This is a genomic window from Stieleria sp. JC731 (assembly GCF_020966635.1).
Taxonomy (GTDB): Bacteria; Planctomycetota; Planctomycetia; order Pirellulales; family Pirellulaceae; genus Stieleria.
In genome coordinates this window covers 1,227,643-1,247,635 of the sequence record NZ_JAJKFQ010000005.1, presented here as the reverse complement: position 1 = coordinate 1,247,635, position 19,993 = coordinate 1,227,643, and the positions used below count along the sequence as shown (strand labels likewise).

11 protein-coding genes are annotated in these 19,993 nt (G+C 52.8%); 6 read left to right on the top strand and 5 right to left on the bottom strand.

Going from position 1 to position 19,993, the window contains the following annotated elements; all coding sequences use genetic code 11:
- Positions 1 to 188: 188 nt before the first annotated feature.
- The 3 genes from LOC67_RS15410 (at position 189) to LOC67_RS15400 (ending at position 2,921) form a co-directional block, all read left to right on the top strand.
- The gene (locus tag LOC67_RS15410) at positions 189 to 1,463 is read left to right on the top strand and encodes a PQQ-binding-like beta-propeller repeat protein (RefSeq protein ID WP_230263503.1); all 1,275 of its coding nucleotides are present in this window, start codon (positions 189 to 191) and stop codon (positions 1,461 to 1,463) included.
- A gap of 91 nt (positions 1,464 to 1,554) precedes the next feature.
- A complete protein-coding gene (locus tag LOC67_RS15405; protein WP_230263502.1) occupies positions 1,555 to 1,698 on the top strand; it encodes a hypothetical protein in 144 nt (47 codons plus the stop codon).
- Positions 1,699 to 2,189: 491 nt separating this feature from the next.
- Positions 2,190 to 2,921, top strand: coding sequence for a hypothetical protein (locus LOC67_RS15400; protein WP_230263501.1), 732 nt, complete (start codon positions 2,190 to 2,192; stop codon positions 2,919 to 2,921).
- A gap of 123 nt (positions 2,922 to 3,044) precedes the next feature.
- Here LOC67_RS15400 and LOC67_RS15395 read toward each other — a convergent pair whose 3' ends face one another.
- The 4 genes from LOC67_RS15395 to LOC67_RS15380 form a co-directional block, all read right to left on the bottom strand.
- Positions 3,045 to 4,712, bottom strand: a complete 1,668-nt coding sequence (locus LOC67_RS15395; protein ID WP_230263500.1) for a GMC oxidoreductase — start codon at positions 4,710 to 4,712, stop codon at positions 3,045 to 3,047.
- Between the two features lie 338 nt (positions 4,713 to 5,050).
- Positions 5,051 to 5,959 (bottom strand): hypothetical protein, encoded by a 909-nt coding sequence (locus tag LOC67_RS15390; RefSeq protein ID WP_230263499.1) that lies wholly within the window; start codon positions 5,957 to 5,959, stop codon positions 5,051 to 5,053.
- A gap of 151 nt (positions 5,960 to 6,110) precedes the next feature.
- The gene (locus LOC67_RS15385; RefSeq protein WP_230263498.1) at positions 6,111 to 6,827 is read right to left on the bottom strand and encodes a hypothetical protein; all 717 of its coding nucleotides are present in this window, start codon (positions 6,825 to 6,827) and stop codon (positions 6,111 to 6,113) included.
- A 109-nt stretch (positions 6,828 to 6,936) separates the two neighbouring features.
- Positions 6,937 to 7,842: a hypothetical protein gene (locus LOC67_RS15380; RefSeq protein WP_230263497.1), complete on the bottom strand. Its 906-nt coding sequence runs from the start codon at positions 7,840 to 7,842 to the stop codon at positions 6,937 to 6,939.
- Between the two features lie 182 nt (positions 7,843 to 8,024).
- On the opposite strand from LOC67_RS15380, the gene LOC67_RS15375 reads away from it, so the two are divergent.
- The 3 genes from LOC67_RS15375 (at position 8,025) to LOC67_RS15365 (ending at position 12,432) form a co-directional block, all read left to right on the top strand.
- Entirely contained in the window at positions 8,025 to 8,648 is a 624-nt protein-coding gene (locus LOC67_RS15375) for an RNA polymerase sigma factor (protein ID WP_230263496.1), read from the top strand.
- On the top strand, positions 8,645 to 11,407 hold the full coding sequence (locus LOC67_RS15370; protein WP_230263495.1) for a serine/threonine-protein kinase: 2,763 nt from the start codon (positions 8,645 to 8,647) through the stop codon (positions 11,405 to 11,407). Before LOC67_RS15375 ends, LOC67_RS15370 begins: the two co-directional genes overlap by 4 nt.
- 83 nt (positions 11,408 to 11,490) lie before the next feature.
- The gene (locus LOC67_RS15365; RefSeq protein WP_230263494.1) at positions 11,491 to 12,432 is read left to right on the top strand and encodes a hypothetical protein; all 942 of its coding nucleotides are present in this window, start codon (positions 11,491 to 11,493) and stop codon (positions 12,430 to 12,432) included.
- Between the two features lie 139 nt (positions 12,433 to 12,571).
- Here LOC67_RS15365 and LOC67_RS15360 read toward each other — a convergent pair whose 3' ends face one another.
- Positions 12,572 to 19,192, bottom strand: coding sequence for a choice-of-anchor Q domain-containing protein (locus tag LOC67_RS15360; protein WP_230263493.1), 6,621 nt, complete (start codon positions 19,190 to 19,192; stop codon positions 12,572 to 12,574).
- Between the last annotated feature and the right edge of the window lie 801 nt (positions 19,193 to 19,993).

Genomic DNA, 19,993 nt, shown 5'->3' with positions numbered 1-19,993 from the left:
GCGATGCAAATCGATGGAATCCATCAAACGAGACGGCCAATCAGCCGCTTTGGGATTGGGCGCTGGGCAACTGACAAACAAACAAGACGTTTGGGTAAGCGTCAAACTAGCGAGATCCCGGATTCTCGCCAATCCGCTACAATAATCGCTCACCATCCAGCTCACCCGAAGACCGCATTTGCATCGCCATGAAAGTCCCCGCAAAAACACTTCGCCTGCTCGTTTTCGCCGTATCGGTTGGACTTTCGACATCGTCCCTGATCGCCAATGACTGGCTAGGATTCCGAGGAGACGGACGTTCCTTCGCACCGGAGTCTTCGACACCTGCAAAGTTTGATGCCGAATCCGGTGAAAATATCGCATGGCGAGTTTCGACGACCGGTCGTGGGATCGGCGGGCCACTGGTCATCGGTGATCAAGTCATCGTGACGGGCTGTGCCGGAGAAGACGAACGCGACCTCTATGTTGAGTCATACTCAACCAGCGATGGCTCGATGCTCTGGTCACGTCCGATGCGAGCCACCGGGCGTCCTTTTACTCACCCAACCAGTTCAAACGCATCGCCAACGCCAGCAAGCGATGGGCAAAGAATCTTTGCTCTCTTCAGTAGCTGCGACCTGATCTGCTACGACCTGGATGGCCACCTGCAATGGTACCGAGCTCTTGCAGTCGACCATCCTAAAACGGGTAACGACATCAGCATGAGTAGTTCACCAACGGTGGTCGATGGCGTGGTCATCGTACAGCTGGAAAACCAAGGGGACTCGTTCGCCGCTGGCATTGATGCCGAAACCGGAAAGACACTTTGGACCAACAAACGATCCGCTTCGTCCAACTGGTCCTCGCCACAACCGGTGCATGTCGATGAACGCCGTTGGTTGGTGTCGATGCACAACGGCCGAGGAATCGACTTTATTGATCCGAAAACAGGCAAAACCGTTGAACACTTTGATGTCTCCGGTGACGGAACCGCATCAGCAACATACGCAGCGCCGTATTTGATTGTCCCAGGACAGTCCACCACCGCGATCCGCGTCGCGTCAGCCGACTTTGACGACAAATCCAACAAGGGTGTAAACGCCGAAATCCAATGGGAAAGCAGCAAGCTACGACCACAACGCTGCAGCCCTGTTGCATCTTCAGATCGTCTTTACATGGGGCGCGGATCGGTGTTGATCGCCGGATCGGTCAGCGATGGATCCGTTCTGTGGCAGGAACGGCTGGGCCGATTGGAAAATGTTTGGGCGACGCCTGTGCTGACCGAAACCGGAATTTACGTTGTCTCGTCGGACGGAACCGTCGTCGTGGTCGCGGACCGTGGTGATGAAGGCGAAGTCATCGGCGAATCGAATTTGGGAGAAACCGTACTGGCCAGCCCAGCAGTCAGCGGCAACGCACTTTACTTCCGCAGTGAGTACGGTCTAATCAAAGTCGCCGCAGAGGCTCCATCAACTGAAAAGTAGGTTTGGCCCCCATCAGCCGCACCGCATTAGCGGCGGTTCTCGCTTGACAACCGGGGCTAACGCCCGTCGGCTAATACGACAATCAGCCCCCATGAGCCGCAACGCGCTAGCGGCGGTTATCGCACAAGCAACCCGCACCAACACCCAATCCGCCAATCCAAATTCCAACCAGGCATTGGCCCCCTATCAGCCGCAACGCGTTAGCGGCGGTTATCGCTTGGACAACCGGGGCTAACGCCCGTCGGCTAATACGATAATCAGACCCAATGAGCCGCACCGCGTTAGCGGCGGTTATCACACGAGCAACCCAGGCCAACACCCAATCCGCCCTTCCAAATTCCAACCAGGCATTGGCCCCATCAGCCGCACCGCATTAGCGGCGGTTATCGCTTGGACAACCGGGGCTAACGCCCATCGGCTAATACGGTAATCAGACCCCATGAGCCGCACCGCGCTAGCGGCGGTTATCACACAAGCAACCGGGACTAACGCCCGACCGGCTATTCCGACGATCTAGTAGGACCGATCGTGTTGATACACATGACAAACCAGCGACGAGCCATCACCTAAAGAGTGAACTCATGCACATTGCTTTTCGATTTATTTGAAAGCCGTGAAGCCATCACGGCCAAAACAAAATTAAATCTTGGCGGATATCCGAAATAACCACTTGAACACCAGAGCTACACCGCGACAATCCAGCAGAGGGGCACCCAGGCCGCACTTTTGAAAGTAATTGGAGTAGCATTGATGTTCAGTGGCATAAGATCGCTGGTTATCGGTTTTTGTATTCTCTCCGCTAGTTCGCTTCACGCCGGAATCTTAACAATCGAACTTGGCGGGGCGGAACTTACTAATTCGATGGCAGGTACCATTGCGTCGGACGCTATTGTTGTCGTGTTTGATGACATGGGTACACCAGGTACGGTCCGCATGACAATCGACTTCAATGGTGGTTTTGGAGTACGTCAAGACACCAAATTAAACGACATCGTGTTTAACCTGAACCCAGCACAGTCCATAACTAGCATTAGCTATCTCGAAGGCGTCAAAGCTACCAAGAACGGTAATCCATCAATTTTCTGGGGTGCGAATAGTGTTGGTTCAGGAGGGTTGGCGGGAGCAGATGTCTACTTCGACTTCCCTCCTCCCGGTAGTGATCCACCGTTTCTACCTGACTCGAAGTCGGTATATGAGATAGCTGGAGTTGGGTTAACCGCCCAATCCTTCAACTTCAGCGGAGGAAATCAACCAATGGTGTCTCCATTCGTGGCAGCGGTACATCTGAACGCAGTTACTGCAGATGGTAAGAGTGGACACTACGCAGGTGTGGTCGTCTCAACTCCACCCGATAACCCTCCTTCGAGCACGCCAGAGCCGGGCGCATTTGCGATTTTCGCAGCCCTGACCGGAATGCTTGTCGGCAACCGAAAACGAAAGTTAGCTGCGTCGTGCTGAGCTTGGTCTTGGGCCAAGCCAGCTAAAAGTCGGCTGGACTTTCCAACGCGTATGGTCGGTACCACATTGCGAATTTCGCCTCAATCTGGAGGCGACCGAATCCAAGCCAAGCGGTTTCAGTGGCTACGAAAGATGGTTTGAAAGCCGCAGAGCTAGCCCCGCCAACGTGCGCACTGGATTCGCCGCGGTACTCAATGGCAGAACCGACATATCGCAGACATACATCCCCGCCGTGCCATTGACCTTCAAGTTTTCATCGACCACCGACTGGTACTCAAAATCGGATTGACGGTCGGGTTTCCAAGGCATTCGCAGTGTGCCGCAGGCATGATGAACGGTCCCCCAGCCAAATGGCCACTGCTCACCCGAAAATCCTCCGTATTGTGCTGTGATGAATTGCACATCGTTGAACTCGGAGAATACACGGTTGCGTGTGTGATTCAGGAGGTTCATAAATTCGGCGTGATTTTTCTGCCACCCAGCTACCGCAGGAAAACGTGAATTCAAAAGGTCATCGAGCTGCGAAAATCTTTTGAAACTGATATGCGGCGTATACCCATCGTTGGCATGGGAATGAATCCCGTTTTGATCATCAAGACAGTTCGCGAAACTAAATTTGATATCCACCCGCGATTGGCTGGTGTCATCGGGAATAGGATCGGCCGACGGATCGTTATTTCGCAGATGCCAATACTCATGGTTGACATTCATCTCGATATTGAACGGATACTTTACGTGCCCGTTTCCATCTAGCTTGCCACGCGAATAGAAAATGATCTTCGCATGGTCATAGCGAGAGATTGGTTTCTGATCTGTCCCGAATGACTTTACATAGGCTTGAGATTCACCGGTAACCGGATGGTCTGTCAAACCAAATCCCACAAGCCCTCTCACATTTGACGGTAGCTCACCGTACACAGAGGAGCGATTGATTAGTTTTGGACTTTCCGTGGATCCGGCGGCGATGACTACTTTGGGACTGTAGAAACTTCGCTGCTCCCCTGTCACCGTATTTGTCGTCTTCACTTCGTACCAGCCATGCGGGACGCTGTTAATCGCTTCGACAAAGCTGTTCAACTTGATGAATAGCCCGGCTCCATCGAGATTCACTTGTGGGTGAGTTAACCCGACTTGATTGATCAGCAGTTCCGCAGTGTTGAATACGCCTGTGGGCTCAACAAAATACTTGTCCTTCGGTGTTCCATCTTGATTTAGATAAGGCTGATGCAGAGCACGTGGCGTTTCAACGATGTGAAAGTCTTCATTGAGTGAGCTTCGTCGAAAGTGTTCGACAATCTGATTGGCCTTATCACCAAGCGAAATCGATTCATTCATTCGTTCTCCGGCGAGCTTGAGATAGCCCGCCGAAAGATCACGGCGCACGTTGTCAGGAAAAAATTCAAGTTCCCAATCCTGAACTTCTGGTATCAATCCAGACCAAAAAATCGATCGACCACCGAAGGCAAGCTGAGGCTTTCCGCCGATGAAATGTTGAGGCGTTTCGTTCTGCCTGAAATTATCGACACCGAAATGGGGCGCCAATGAATTATTGGGAATCCTGCTGATGTTGTAGACATGGGTCGGATAGATAAACGAGCCGGAATCAACCGTAAGAATTCGCTTACCTTTGTTTCGATCCGCGAGATCGTCAGAAACGATTCCTCCGCCCATTCCCGAGCCGACCACGATATAGTCGAAGTCTGAACTGGGACCGTCGTAGTCACGAATCAGTCGAGTATGAGCTTCACTATGCTGAGAAACCAGATTCGCGTAATTGCCTTGAAATGGCATACCTGTCTCCGATTCAGTGTGGCTGACCGCCTCGTCCTTCGATTATAGAGTCCGCCTGATCGGTAGAAGTCTGATGGTCGCAGTGCTTGCCGAAATACCGCATGTCAGTATTTTGCAGAACTGACACCAGAAAAACATCCACAACAATGATCACCCGCTTTTTGCCGGATCAAATCCGATGACCTGGACGATCACGATCTTAGTTTGCCAATGAACCATTTTTTTTGGTGCGATCTCTGCCGAGCACATCTTTGGGAACTGTCCATTGGACCGGTCCGCTAAAAGCGGGAAAGGTTGTACACGGACCGTACGCAATACCGAAATCGCAATCCCACATTTCAGGGAAGGACTTCAAAGCGTCCCTTCCCTATGTATTTGATCTCTTTTTTATCTGGCCAGTAGACGTAGCTCCAGCGATCTGGTGCTGGTATGACCCTTGGGCCTTCGCTTTTTAGACGCATCTCGAATTTCAGATCGAAACGTGGCTGTGCTTTTGGAGACGACGACCAAGTAATTTTATTCAGCACGAAGCCTGGTTTTTCGTCGATCGGGTTCAGCGTCAGTTGATTGGGAAAGAAGGCCGGACTAGGGCCTTCAAAATGTGAAGAGCTTGAACTTGTTGGTACAGGAATTGGATCAGGCAACAAGACTTTGCGTACAGGCGTGAACTGCGGATCCGAAGAAGAAATCAGTAGCGACAAAACTCTCGAATCGCCGTGCTTTCCATCTTCGTCGCGTGGAAGATCCAACGTGATTTCATAGGCAGCCGGACCAAGGAGCGTGAATTCTTCTTTGACTGTCAGATCTGGTGACTCCGCCTTATCCAAATGACGTTCCATCAAGAAACTGAATTGATGCTCTCCTTCAGGGACCAATAGGCGAACGACTCCGTTCATCTGCTGACTTTGCTGAACAATGCAGATTCCCAAATCAGAATCGGTCTGCCAAAAATCGCTCGGTTCGGCGCAGTACCGTGCGATCGTTTTTAAATGGCGATTGTGTAAATCAGCATCTGATCTCGCTTGGTCTACCGCAGCCTCTTGCTCGGCTAGCTCACTTCTTTCTAAAGCCAGCGCATCTATCTTTGCTTGAAGGGTTTCCAATTGCTGATCAAGTTTCTTCATCTGGGACCACTTCGCCGCGTAAGCGAGCAGCAGGCCGAAACAAAGAATCACGAACACTGCGAATCGCAAGTACGAACTCCAGCTCTTTTCTGCCTTGGGCTGGCTCTCATTGAGACGACTCATCGGCCTCCCCTTTCGCTTTTGAGTCTAAATGAGAATAGCCCTCGAAGGCGTCTGGCATCGGAGTACTTGACAGCCACAGCCAAAACTCAAAATCCTTGAACAGAGAGTCGGACTTCTGAGTTTCATTTTTTACATCGATGCGAACTAAAAACTATGTGGAGGGGGCACGAGAGGTCGCATACGGCTTCAACTGAAAGTTGCGTTGCTCTTTCGGTGCGGTACTCATTGTCGAACGAAATTGATACCCTGGGTCCTGAACAGTCGCATGCATTAGCCTGTTTCCATCAAGAGAAATCTCGATGGTCGGAGCGACCGTCGTCGTCTTTCCACTCGTCGTTGTCATTGCGATTTCGTGGATCCCCGGCGTGATCTGAATCTCATGTGGAGCGAAGCCAGAAGTAGACGGATCTTGAATCCACGACTGGCTATCCAATCCGGTACGTGTTTGGCTCGGTAGGGAATCGAGCGAAACCACCGCAGACCTTAGAAAGACGGGAAATTCCTTCGGTACCGAAATCCGAAACGCCCACCTCATCTGACCGACTTGATCGATCAAGACGGGTTGTATTCGATAGCCGATCCATTCCGGCTTGGGATCAATGGCATTGTATTTACTCTTGATCTTCTCAAAGGCCGGAAGTGCATCCTCGTGAAGCCTTGCTATTTCTTTGAAGTAGTCAAGTTCAGCGTCAATATCGGTGAGATTGTTTTTCGCTCTTTCGAGATCAATCTCTGCATTTTCACGACGCGTTTCAACCTCGACGATTTTCAACGTCGTCTGTTGAACTTGCTGGTTTCCTCGAACCAGCAATAGCACAAGTGCGACCAGCAAAGTGATTCCCAGAAGATCCTTGATCCCAAAACGCAATGAATCTCTCTTTTCAAAACAGGTCGCAACAGAACCAAACCTTGGCAAGACGCGATGTCGTTGCTTCAACGAATTGCGGGTCGCGCGAAACGCGACCAAAGCGAGTCGCTCAAGCGGTTACCACGACCTTCGGTTTATTTGACGAAGTTATAGTCAATGCCTTGTTGTCACCGAACAGGAACGTCCCCAACGTTTTCAAAATTTCTTCCCGGTCATTGTCTTGAAACTTGGCATCGACCAACGCGCTGAGGTATTTGCGGAACGTCGGTGTGATCTTTTTCCCAGCTTTTGTCCGTCTAAACCCTAGTTCATGCCACGAAAAATCAGGCTGATACCCGAACGCACAGAGACCGATCAACTCCCGTGCAAATACTCGCGGCGTTCCGTCTCTGAAGAACATCTGGATGTTGGAACGGAAAAACGCCTTCCAAGCGTTCTTGCATTCGTTTTTGTCAAAGTTCGCTCGCAGAACCGCAACGCGATTGACTTTTCGCCCGTTGGTGTGATGCCAATCCACTTGTTCCTCGGCCGTCAACGCCAACTTAAACTGCTGTCCAGCGGTGGTCGCCCCGATGATCAACGTATCATTCAGAATGGGACTCCAATGCTTTTCGCTAAGGATGCTGCCGATTTTGGTGATGCGATTGTACTTTTGCGGGCGAATCGCTGGATTCGCGTCATTGATGAATTGGCTTTTGTTCGCGACATCGCGACGCACAAGTTCGTCCAGAACGATTTTACGCGTAGTCGCATCCTGGATGCCGTTGGCTGCCGTCACGCCAAATCCTCTAACCAGGGCCGAGTCCGTGCGGATTTCGGTCCCGCCAAGGATCGTTAACTCCAAGGCGTTCGTTGCCGTCGCACAATACAGCTTGTACGCAGCATTGATCAACACAGTCAGAATATCTTCTTTCGTCCAATCCCGCACGTACTTCGCATACCAAGCGTTGTGGCAAAGGTAGTCACGTTTAAGCTCATATGTAAACTGGCTGACGAATTCAGCTTTGGAAAGCATGAGTATCTCCTTTTGGACGCAGTTGCGTTGCTCGATTCGAAATTGCCCGATTCGACTTTGCTCGCCCTTTTCCTATACTGAGGTCCGGTGCCAGCCGTCTTCTTGGCAGGTACTTCCTGGAGATCTCGCAATCCTAATGGCGATTCTCTGTTTTTCTGAGAATTTGTTTTCTGGCGAATGTCGTGAGCGAAGAATCTGGCCTTTCGACCAGCCCAACCCTGCTTGGGCAACTTCGATCGCAACCGAACGATGCGGCAGCATGGCTTCGGTTCGAGTCGCGATATGCACCACTCGTTGCGGCATGGTGCCGCCGTTGGGGTATGCAAGCCTCAGATGCAGATGACGTTGTGCAAGAAGTCCTCATGGCTTTCTCACGACAAGTCGCCTCATTTGAATACGACGACCGGTTAAAATTCCGTGGCTTTCTGAGGACTATCGCCCGACGTACATGGGCTGACCTGTTGTCAAAACGAAAACGCCAAGCAATCGTCACCGGCGACACCGTCGTCCATCAGTTGTTGCAGCAGCACAGTGATGGCGATCAATTCGCAGAGCAACTGGAGGCCGAATGGAAACGGGAGTTGCTTGAGAAGGCCATGGTCCGTGTTCGCAATCGCGTCCAACCGAAAACTTGGCAGGCATTCGAAGAACTCACCCGCAACGGTCGCTCCGGTGAACAGGTTGCCGAGCTTCTTGAGATGAAAGTTGGCGCGATCTGGGTTGCAAAAAGCAAGGTCAAGAAAATGCTTCAGGAAGAGGTCGCGATTTTGGAGCAAGCCGAACAACTTCCACCTCGCCAACAATGACAGACTGCCCCACCGAAGAGTCACTGCGAAAACTTATCGACAGTGCTGATGCGACTCAGGACGAAGCACTTGATGCTTTGCTTGACCATGTGGGTAACTGTGAATTATGTCAACAAAAACTTGAACGATTGGCCGATGCGTCGACACCAGACGATGAGCAAATTGACACACTGCTCGGTGAAATCGATTTATCGTGGCCATCGGATCTGACCAGTGTCGAAACGGATCTGAATCCGGCGAGGCCGACATCACCCACGCAAGCTGATCCCAACAGTGACACAACCTTGCCCCAAACCCAAGTGCTGGACTCAGGGGCAATCTCGGGAATTGCAGTCCAAGGTGCACCCCAACACCATTTCGTCGGCGAGTTTGGTGACTATGAACTGTTGCGTCAGATTGGTTCCGGTGGAATGGGATTGGTGTACCAAGCTCGACAAAAAAGTGCTCACCGCATTGTCGCTCTAAAACTGATTCGTCCTGACCAACTATCGATGTTGGCCCCAGAGCGAGCAGAAATATGGAAGAATCGGTTCCGTGTCGAAGCACAAGCGGCTGCCCGCCTGGATCACGATCACGTGGTCACGGTCTACGATGTCGGTGAAGTGGAAGGGACACTTTACTACTCCATGCAATACATCGAGGGGCCAAGTCTTTCAAAAGTCGTCCAGGACAGCCCCATCGAAAACCGACGCGTCGCCGCGCTAATGTCCAAAGTTGCCTCTGCGATTGATCACGCACATCAGAATGGAATTCTTCACCGTGATCTGAAACCGCAAAACATTCTTGTGCGTGTAAACCGAAGATCGAACTCGGCTACTCTTGGGCCAACCGAAGCAACGACACCTGAACAGACAAAACTTGCGACCACCGACCGACGAAGCCTCGATCGCAAGTACGACTTTGGAGAACGTCCCTACGTTGCCGATTTCGGTTTGGCAAAAGCGACCGATGACGAGATCGCCAGCAGCACACACACCGGCGAGGTGATGGGCTCGCCCTCGTTCATGTCACCCGAACAAGCCCAAGATGCATCTCGTTGTACCAAACAGAGTGACATTTATGGATTGGGTGCAACGCTCTACTTCTGTCTCACCGGTCGCCCACCGTTTCGATCGGCCAATGCGATAGAAACCCTGCGTCAAGTGATTGATGAAGAACCGGTCGAACCACGAGAATTGAATCGTGCGATCGATGCGGATCTGCAAACCATCACTCTAAAGGCTTTGGCCAAAGATCCGTCCAAACGATACGCCTCGGCATCTGACCTCGCCGATGACTTAAATCGCTATTTGAACGGAGAACCAATTCTGGCGCGGCCGGTCAACCGTGTCGAACGAACGATTCGCTGGTGCCGACGGAATCCCTTGGTTGCTGCGATGGCCAGCGGTATTGCGATGCTACTGATCATGGTCGCAACCATCTCGCTTCTTTCAACCATTCAACTTCGAAAACATGTTCAGCGTGAACGTGACGCTAGGGAGGAAGCCGAAGAGTTCTTCTCGGTATCGTTAAACGTCATTCACAACATGGTCACAAGCTATGCAAGTGACTCACTAGAACACGTTCCACAAATGCAAACCGCTAGGCGTGAGTTGCTCAATCGGGCGTTGTCTCTTTATGAACGGCTCTCGCAATCACGCCCCAGCAATCCCCAGTTGTGGAATCAATACGCTCGAACACGCTACCGAATCGCACTTCTGCATAGCTTGTTGGGTGAAACAGAAGAAGCCGAACTGGCGTTCCACGATGCGATTGAGGTCCTGGACTCGTTGCTTCGTGAATCACCAGACGACTTTGAATTAAAAGCTCAGTGGGCTTTGTCACACGCGATGCTGGCCGAAACATTGCGAGACACCGCACCTGAATCGGCGCGCGTGCATTTTGATCAAGCCCTTGCCCTGCAAAAAGAACTTCAGCAGCAATCCCCTGGCAACTCAGATCTGAAACTACAACGCAGCCAAACACTAAACAATCTCGGATTGCTGCTCACACAAACGGGAGATTTTCCCAACGCGGAAACATCTCTCACCGAAGCGATCGCATTGCTGCAAGAACTATCCGACAAGGCATCCTTGCTGGCGGCAGAACAGGTGCGTATCCTCGCCGACCTCGCCAGAGCTCAAATAAACCTGGGTGTATTGTTGCGAAAGGTTCCCAATCGGGTCGATCGTGCTCGCGAATTCTATCAACAAGCGATCGACAACCTGCGACAAACGCTGGAACTGGAACCGGACAATCGAGATCACCAGTTTCGGGTTGCTGTCGCCCAAGTGGACTTGGGAAACCTGCTTCTCACAGATTCTGACGGCAATAAGGAAACAGCCCTTCGCCACGCGAGCGAAGCACTTGAGGGTCTCAATCAACTGCACGAGGAGTTTCCCGGTATACCGATTTACCTCTATGAATCCGCAAATGCGGCCAACAGTGTTGCCGGTGCGTTGGCAATGTTAGGTCGTGAAGATGAATCTTTGGAGCAGTTCGAGCGAGCTATTGAGCAGCTAGAATCGATGGCCGTGAAATTCCCCGAGTTTGCCGAAAAAGAAGCTCGTTTCCATAGCTTGCGTGGACGTTTGCTTGGCGGAATTGGCTTTCTTCATTCGCGAACGGGCGATTGGCTTGCAGCTGAACGTTTTGTCGAACAGGCGATCGAAGCCCAGCGATCCGCTCTTGTTCGGCAGCCAAGCAATCCCGAGTTCGAAGACTTTCTCAATCAACACTTGGCGTTTCACAAGACGATTCTGGAAAGGTTGAATGATTGAATCGATCTTGCCGATAAAGACGAAAATCGCAATTTCGTTGATCGATACATCAATCCGTTAACTCGCCAAAAGTAGTCTGGGAAATGAGCAACTGGCTCAGCAAACGTCTTGGCCTGCTCGGGGTCGCCATCATTTACTTGGCGGCATTCTCAGCTCATTCCGTCCAAGCTCAGATCGTTGTTGGTGATAGCGGAGTCGGCTACATCGACTCTGCAGTGCTGGGAAATCAGATTCGACTTCGATTCGATGCCGCCTACTCGAGCCGATTTGCCGACCGCGCTGAGTTTCTCTATGCTCAATATGGTGTTACGGGTGCACCTCAGCTGGAACGCGGAATCGATAATCATCAAGAACTGGCAACCTACCTCGAGTGGCATGCATGGGAGAATTTTTCCCTGTTCGCAGAAGTCCCGTTCCGCTGGATTGATCCAATCGTCAACGAGAATGCTGGTGGACTCTATGACGTCCAGGCCGGCTTCAAGGCATCATTACTGGAATCCGAAAGTGCTCTTCTGACGGCTCAATTGCGAGCCTACTTTCCGACTGGCGACGCAAGTAAAAGCCTGAGTACCGATCACGTCAGTTTAGAGCCAGGCTTGTTAAGTTTGATTCGCCCCACCGACGACGTGACAATCGAATCGGAACTCCGTTACTGGATCCCGATCGATGGATCGACTGCACCGCTAGGCAATGGATCTAACCAGCAAAAAGACTTCGCCGGTAACGTACTGCGGTACGGATTGGGAGCCAGCTATAAGGCACTCGAAAACGGTTCGCTAAATGTGACGCCGGTTGCAGAAGTCGTCGGTTGGCACGTATTCAGCGGCCTGCGCAGCGATTCGACCGGGCAAAGGAACTCGGCGGTGAACGATGCTGTTGTCAATCTAAAGATCGGCACCAGACTTTCGATCAACTCCTGCTGCCAATCGTCACCCACCAGTCTCTACGTCGGCTACGGAACAGTCTTGACCGAGAGCAACTGGTACAGCGATATCCTTCGCCTTGAACTCCGCCACGCCTTTTAAAAGCGCCCGGCGAACCGCACCTTTCGAATTTGACTTCGCTTGCCGCAGTTCTTCACATACGGCGAGCCGAGATCTACTGATGCTATTCGCGATATCACGCCATCCGATTCGGAATAATCGGATTCACATCGCAACGCGATTAGAACAACAACGCTTCGAATTCTTCAAAGCTTAGAACGTCAGACAGCAGCGCTTCGTCGATTGAATCGACGGTGCTGTCGGCTTCCGCATCGAGGAATCCTGTAATCGCATCGCCTTCATCATTCACAGAAGCATCGTCCACCAATCGGTCCAAGATAGCTTGGTCAACTGCGGTGGTTCCAAGCAAAGTCGACTCTTCTTCGACATCGTTGCTCTGCGATGGGAAAACGCCAGAGGGTAACAGCGTCATTGACGCTGCTGAAACCGCCTCGCCTTCGCCCCCAGAAATGCCAGCTTCCTGTATCGCAAGTCGATTGATCACTTGCAACGCATCCGAAGGAGAGATGAGCCCGTCGCGATTGACGTCTAAGAACGTGTCATTCAGCCCCAGTTCACCTTCACCTTGCAATGCCAATCGATTGATGACCCGCAAGGCATCCATCGGAGTCGTCGAACCGTTTCCGTCGGTATCCGTTGCCGAAAGGATGTTGGTCGGCATCACATTGGCGACTGAATTGACTCCGCGGTTCGACTGGATGACGTAAAAACGATCCATCGATTGAGCTTCGAAAATGATTGCGTAGAACTCACCGGCCTGAACATCGACAGACGTCGTTCCACGAGTGAATTCGCTTACCTGCTGAAGGTCACCATCAAGAATCGTAATTGTCTCTCGCAAATCAACTCGGCCGATCGGCATGACGCTCAGAGTCGCATCCAAGCTTGCTTGGAACAAGATCGCGTTCGGCTGGTTATTTCCGGGAATTACTTTGGGGCCCAACAATCGCTCAGGAATGATGATCTGCGTTGTCCCATCGCCGGGCGTGTCATTGTCACGCAAGACCACAGTGACCGAACCGGTAGTGATAGACGCATTCTCAGATGCGTTCGAGAGCGTGATTTGGAACGACTCGTCAGCTTCGATCGCCGTATCGCCTGCAATCGAAATCGTTACTTCTTTCGTGCTCTCTTGATCTGCGAAACTGACGGTTCCGGTAGGGAACACACCGCCAAAATCATTTGCATCAGCCGGATTGCTGCCGCTGCCCGCGACCGCATAGTCCACTGTGGTTGATCCATTCAAGTTTCCTGTCCGCGTTACGGTGAACGTGAACTGCTTCGTAATGTTTCCTTCTAAAACATTCGTTGCTGCGACCGAAATCGATAACATCGCAACGTTTTGATTGGCGCCATCAAGGTCGGATTCAAAAGCACCGATATCAGGTCCGTTGCCCTGGGGACGAGCAACGCCACGTTGATCGGTCGTCAAGCCAACCAAAAGTCCGGCAGCAAGCGCCGGGCTTCCTTCAAGCAGCGCGATCGTTTCGGTCGGACCACCGTTATCGCCGAGGTTTCCAAGGCCGGCCTGAACATTAACAAGATCGGTAGACATTGGCACCCACGTCGCCCCAGACGAATCTCCTATTAGGTTCGCACCTCGACTGACAAGGCTGCCCGAAACGTCTGGAGATGTTGTCGCGGTGTTCGTCGCGATGATTGTATTGATCGTCGTTAGTGTTGCTTGCGCATCGACTTCGATACCACCCCCGGTAACGGCAGTGTTGCCAGCGATCGTGGCGTTGGTCAGATTCACGGATCCACCAGCTGCACCGATACCGCCACCGCCTCCACTGGCGACATTGTTTGCGATCGTCGAATTGGTCACCAAAGTCGTCCCGGAACCTTCGTCGCTGAATATCCCAGCACCGTCGGGCGATTGATTTTCCGCGACTGTCGATGATCGGACATCCAACGTTCCCTGACCGCTATTCCAAAGCCCGCCACCTTCGTTAGCAGCGATGTTCCCGCTAACGGTCGTCCGATCCAAGATGACGACGCCGCTGCCAGAGATATGAATCCCGCCACCGTTACCCGGTGCCGCCGAACCGGCGGGGCCTGTAGTGTTCGACACTAAATCGGAAAGCAACACAGTCGTGATTGAGTCTGCAGTGACTTCAATGCCACCACCAGCACGGTTGGAGATGTTGCCACTGAAGGTGCTTCCTTCGATCAATGCGGTTCCGCCAAAATTGAAAAGGCCACCACCAGATCCACTCGAACCGGTCGCCGAGTTGCCAGTGATCGATGAATTGACGATCGAAACGGTTCCGCCATTGTTAAAGACCCCGCCACCTCCGTCATCGGCGGCATCCCCCGCAGCAACGTTCGACGTGATGGTGGTGCCATCAATGGTCATCGAGCCGGATCCATTCCACAGTCCACCGCCCTCGCGAGCAGCCGTGTTGTTGTTGACGGTTCCGCCGATCAACGAAACATTTCCGGCACCACTTACGTGAATCGCACCGCCGTTTCCTGGCGACGCACTACCATCGGGGCCCACAATGTTTTCGGCCATGTCGACGTTGTTTAGCGCCGTCTTAGAACCGTCGAGAGCTTCAATGGCCCCGCCTGCACGATTGGCGATATTTTGATTCAACACAGTCGATGTCAGCGAGAGTTCACCAGCATTGGCAATTCCACCACCGCTTCCAGACGAACCGCTCGCAACGTTTCCGGTGATGGTCGAACCGACGATTGACATCGTTCCCAAGTTGTGAATCCCACCGCCGCCGTCAGAGGTCTCATCCCCTGTCGCCGTGTTTGCGTCGATCAGGACGTTCGTGAGAGTGAACGTACCGGTAGTCGAATCCTCATTGAAAACACCTCCACCGCGAACGGCGGTGTTACCTGCGATCGTCGTCCCGTTGACTGTTAACGTTCCCACAGGCGAATTCCAAAGACCGCCACCTTCGACCGCGGAGTTGCCGGAAACCTGACCACCGATGATGGTGACCAACCCGTTGCCGCTGATGTGCAACCCACCGCCGTTACCAGGATTCGCATTGTCGCTAACCGAATTCCCGGAACCGGCACTTACATCGCCAAGTGAAACGTCTGTAAGAACTGTTGTACTGTCGGACGTCACTTCGATACCACCACCGGCTCGATTCGCGGTATTCCCTGCAATGACCGTCGACTCAACAGTCATCTCTCCGCCTAGGTTGAACAGTCCGCCGCCAGAACCACTGGTGCCGGTTGCCGAATTGTTACTGATGTCCGCATTAAGAATCGACAACTCCCCCCCATTGTTGAACACTCCACCGCCACCAGTGTCCGCATCATCGCCAATCGCAATGTTGCTGGTAATCTCTGTACCGTCGACGGACATCGTTCCGGTTGCGGAGTTCCAAAGGCCGCCGCCTTCGACAGCGGAATTGTTCGAAACCGTTCCGCCTACAATTGAAACATCTGAATCGAACGTCACATGTAAGCCGCCACCATTTCCTGGGCTTGCTCCGCTACCTGCAACCGAATTCCCTTCAGCAGACGTTCCGCCACCGAGCGTGACGTCGGTTAATTGCAATGTGACTGCACCGATCTCGATGGCTCCACCGGCCCGGTTCGCTTGATTGGCAGTGAAGACCGATTCCTCGATGTCTAGCGAACCTGTGCGAACCAGGATCGCACCACCGCTACCTGAAGTTCCCAGTGCAGTGTTTCCTGAATAGCTGCTGCCTGTGATAGCAACATTTCCAACAGTGCTTAATATCGCACCGCCACCATCGCCCATCATTGCTCCGGCTGCGCTGTTGTTTTCAAAAGAGCTGTCAACAACAGTCAAACTGCCAGACCCAACATTCATGATCCCCGCACCACCGCCGCGCGGACCGTCAGCGACGTTGCCTACGAATGTCGAGTCCTGAACCGTCAATGTGCCACCGTTGTTAAACAAAGCGCCGCCGCCATTGTCATCTGCTGTTCCACTTGCGGTATTCATCTCAAACGTCACACCGCTGACGTTCATCGCTCCGCTACCATTCCATAAGCCGCCGCCTTCGGACGCAGCCGTATTGCCACTGACTTCACCGCCGGTGATGGTTAGATTTCCTCCGCCACTGATATGAAGGCCTCCTCCATTTCCTGGCGCGGCGAATCCAACAGGGCCAGCAAGGTTGTTTAGAAGGTCCACTTGTGACAACGTGTTCTCGCTACCGTCAGTGACTTCAATTCCACCGCCGGCACGATTGGCTGTGTTTCCACTGATCGTCGTTGAAGTGATCGCAAGAGATCCTCCAAGATTCAACACGCCACCACCAGAGCCGCTGGTGCCATCGGCAACGTTATCGCTGATCGTGCTGTTACCGATAATCATCGTGCCACCATCATTGAACACACCACCACCGCCCTGATCGGCATCGTCCCCAGAAGCCGTATTACTGTTGATGATCGAGTCGGTGATCACCATCGTGCCAGTACCACTGTTCCAAAGGCCGCCGCCTTCTGCACCTGCGGTATTGGACGAAATATTTGAATCGATGAACGTCGCACTCCAAGGTCCGGATGTGTGCAAAGCACCACCGTTGATACCCGTGTCGTTGCCTGCGAATTCGACAGACTCAAATGTCGCCGTGCCTGCGTTTTCGACGCCCCCGCCAGCCCTCGCGGCGGAGTTGCCTGATATCGTGCCGCCGCTGACAACAAGGACGCCACCGTCGTTGTTCACGATACCGCCGCCATTTCCAAGACCTTCGACAGCCATGTTGTTCGTGATATCGCTATCACTGATCTGCAACGTGCCGCCGAAGTTTGCGATCCCACCGCCACCTTCGCCCGGCTCGTCACCACCACTGACGTTACCAGTAATCGTTGTGTCGGTGATCGTCATCACGCCACTTTCATTAACGATTCCGCCGCCATCGCCACTAGCGCTGTTATTTGAAATCGTCGCGTTCGCAATCGTCACCGTCCCACCAGTTGCGGCCAGCGTGCCCGCTGCGGCTGGACCGGTCACGCGATAGCCATCAGGCGAACCGTCACCGTCGACATCGATGTCGGTGTTCACACCGTGAAGGACAATCTCACGAAGCGACATCGGCAGTAAGTTGTTGTACTGACGAGCCTGATCGGGATCATTCAAGTCGAACGTGTAAGTCATCTCGAAATCGATGACGCCGCCTTCCGCTGTTGGAAAACTATCGATGTCGAAAGCAGCGAGTGGAGATTCGCCTTCCTGAGGAGCAACGGTTTGCGGATCCGACAAGTTCAAAAGCACATTGCCGTAAGCAGCAAACCCTTCACCGACGGTAATAAATCCGTCGCCGTTCACATCTTGATTGGCGGAAGGAACCATCGACGAGACTGCCGACCCACCCGATCCTAAAAATGGTCCCGGCACGTCACCGTTGTCATCAAGGTCCGATGCAAATCGGCCGTGAATGTGTTGAATGTGAGGCTGATCGGGAACCAGTCCCGCTGCATCGATGCTGACCGAAATGCTCGGGTTCATCGGTGAGGACGTATCCACGGTGACCGAAGCGGTGCCGGATACTCCCGAGTCATTTAGTGGAACAAATGTCGTCGTGAAGGTCCGCGAGGTCAGACTTGCACCGTCGTTGAATACTCCGCCGCCCGTCGGAGCCGAATTGCTGTCGATCAGAGTGCCGTCAACAACCAGTGTGCCCGTACTGGAATTCCACAAACCGCCGCCTTCTGATCCTGCGACGTTCCCGACGACAGATCCGCCGGTAATGTTGACGACACCATCGCCACCGATATGCAGGCCACCGCCGTTACCTGGATTAGCATTTTCGGCAACGGAATTCCCTTCTTCAGAGTCGTTGTTTCCATCGCCGTCGCTTCCCAGAGTGACGCCATCGAGTGTCGTCACACTGCCACCGGTAACCTCGATGCCTCCACCGGCACGATTGGCTGTGTTTCCACTGATCGTCGTTGAAGTGATCGCTAGAGATCCCCCAAGATTCAAGATACCGCCACCTGACCCGCTGACACCATCAGCGACGTTGTCAAACACCAGGCTGTTTTGAATCTGGACGCTGCCGCCATTATTAAAAACACCACCGCCTCCATCATCCGCACCATCTCCGCTGGCGACATTGTTGGCGATAGTCGTACCGTCGATCGTCATCAATCCGCTACCGTTCCACAGTCCTCCACCTTCACGTGCAGCAACGTTGTCACTCACCGATCCACCTGTGATCGTCACGGTTGCCGATCCAGTGACGTGTAAACCGCCACCGTTGCCCGGTGCTGCGGTTGCACTCGGTGCGACGCCCGCGTTGTTTCCTTCTAGGATCACGTCCGTCAAGCTAACCGACAGATTGGACGCGTCTTCGATCCCGCCTCCGGCTCGGTTGGCAACATTGTTGATGATCGATGAATCGGATGCAGAGAACGTTCCAACATTCATCACGGCACCACCGCTTCCAGACGCACCGGCGGCGGTGTTCCCATCCAACAAAACTTGCGTCAGCGAAAGATCCCCAGCGTTGTAAATCGCTCCCCCATCGCCACTCGAACTTTGCGCGGCTCCTGCAGTGTCCGACGCCACACCACCGGTAATCGTCAGACCGGACAAACTAACCGTGGCTCCAGATTGAATATCAAAGACCCTGTCCTGCAGACCCGAAGCGTCGATCACCGTAGTTCCGGTTCCGGCAATGGTTAGCGAATTGGCTTCGGTGAGATCCAGGTCACCCGTCTCGGCAGCGTCTTCTCCTGAGCCGGTAAGCGATAGAGAAAACGTGCCCGATGGCAAAGAAATCGTGTCGTCTTCGCCATTACTGTTCGCCTGAATGATCGCTTCTCGAAGGCTCGTCACGCCGTCTGATCCGTCAACAGAATCAATCAAAGTGTCAACTGTGATTGCGGCCAATAAGTTTCGCCTTTCGAGACCTTCGAACAGAAGCTGCCGCAAACCTTTGCTGCGTCGTTTTCGAGTTTGTCGGATTGAATTTCGTCGTTTGGTTCGGGCAGAAAGCAGCCGCTTTGTCATGTTGATTTTTAGTTCGTGGGGCAAGATCAGCTGGGGCAGATCAAAACTGCTCGACCGAGCGTGAATGACCGAGCATGAATGTGCGAGGGCTTCATCCAACGTGGGGAAGGCATGCCTAAATGTGGAGGCCCACTCGATGTCCAATTCACGACTTGTACCGTGATGTACGCTTTTCAACTTTTATTGAAAAGTAAACAAAAACGATTTGAATATTCGGCTGAACCGCCACAAGCGATATCGCTACAGAAGGCCAATGGAGAAGACGTCTAGCCACACCAATTCGAAAGCCGCGAACTCCAAACGACGACACCTAGACTGAACGGCATCATCATGAGCCCACTTTCAATTCAACACTTGGCACCGGATTTCCGTGCTAAAACCCGTCATGCTGCCGACTCGATTTCGCGAGACACGTTTTCGGTGGCAATGGTCAGCGTCAGAGACATAAGAATGACGACAGCGAACTCGCGATCGTCAATGACTTGAGATCGATCATCGCTTCATTGACGCTTTTGTTTGCTTTTCAGACTCTACAGCTGACAACGGGGATCGAATTCAGCTCAACGGATGGTCGATCCAGAGCCAAGTTGACTGCTCCCAGTCCAGCACCTTAGGATTCTTCGATCG

Coding starts and splice junctions, on each gene's coding strand:
- LOC67_RS15395 (WP_230263500.1), bottom strand. CDS start 4,712: ATGCCATTTCAAGGCAATTACGCGAATCTGGTTTCTCAGCATAGTGAA.
- LOC67_RS15380 (WP_230263497.1), bottom strand. CDS start 7,842: ATGCTTTCCAAAGCTGAATTCGTCAGCCAGTTTACATATGAGCTTAAA.
- LOC67_RS15410 (WP_230263503.1), top strand. CDS start 189: ATGAAAGTCCCCGCAAAAACACTTCGCCTGCTCGTTTTCGCCGTATCG.
- LOC67_RS15405 (WP_230263502.1), top strand. CDS start 1,555: ATGAGCCGCAACGCGCTAGCGGCGGTTATCGCACAAGCAACCCGCACC.
- LOC67_RS15370 (WP_230263495.1), top strand. CDS start 8,645: ATGACAGACTGCCCCACCGAAGAGTCACTGCGAAAACTTATCGACAGT.
- LOC67_RS15365 (WP_230263494.1), top strand. CDS start 11,491: ATGAGCAACTGGCTCAGCAAACGTCTTGGCCTGCTCGGGGTCGCCATC.
- LOC67_RS15390 (WP_230263499.1), bottom strand. CDS start 5,959: ATGAGTCGTCTCAATGAGAGCCAGCCCAAGGCAGAAAAGAGCTGGAGT.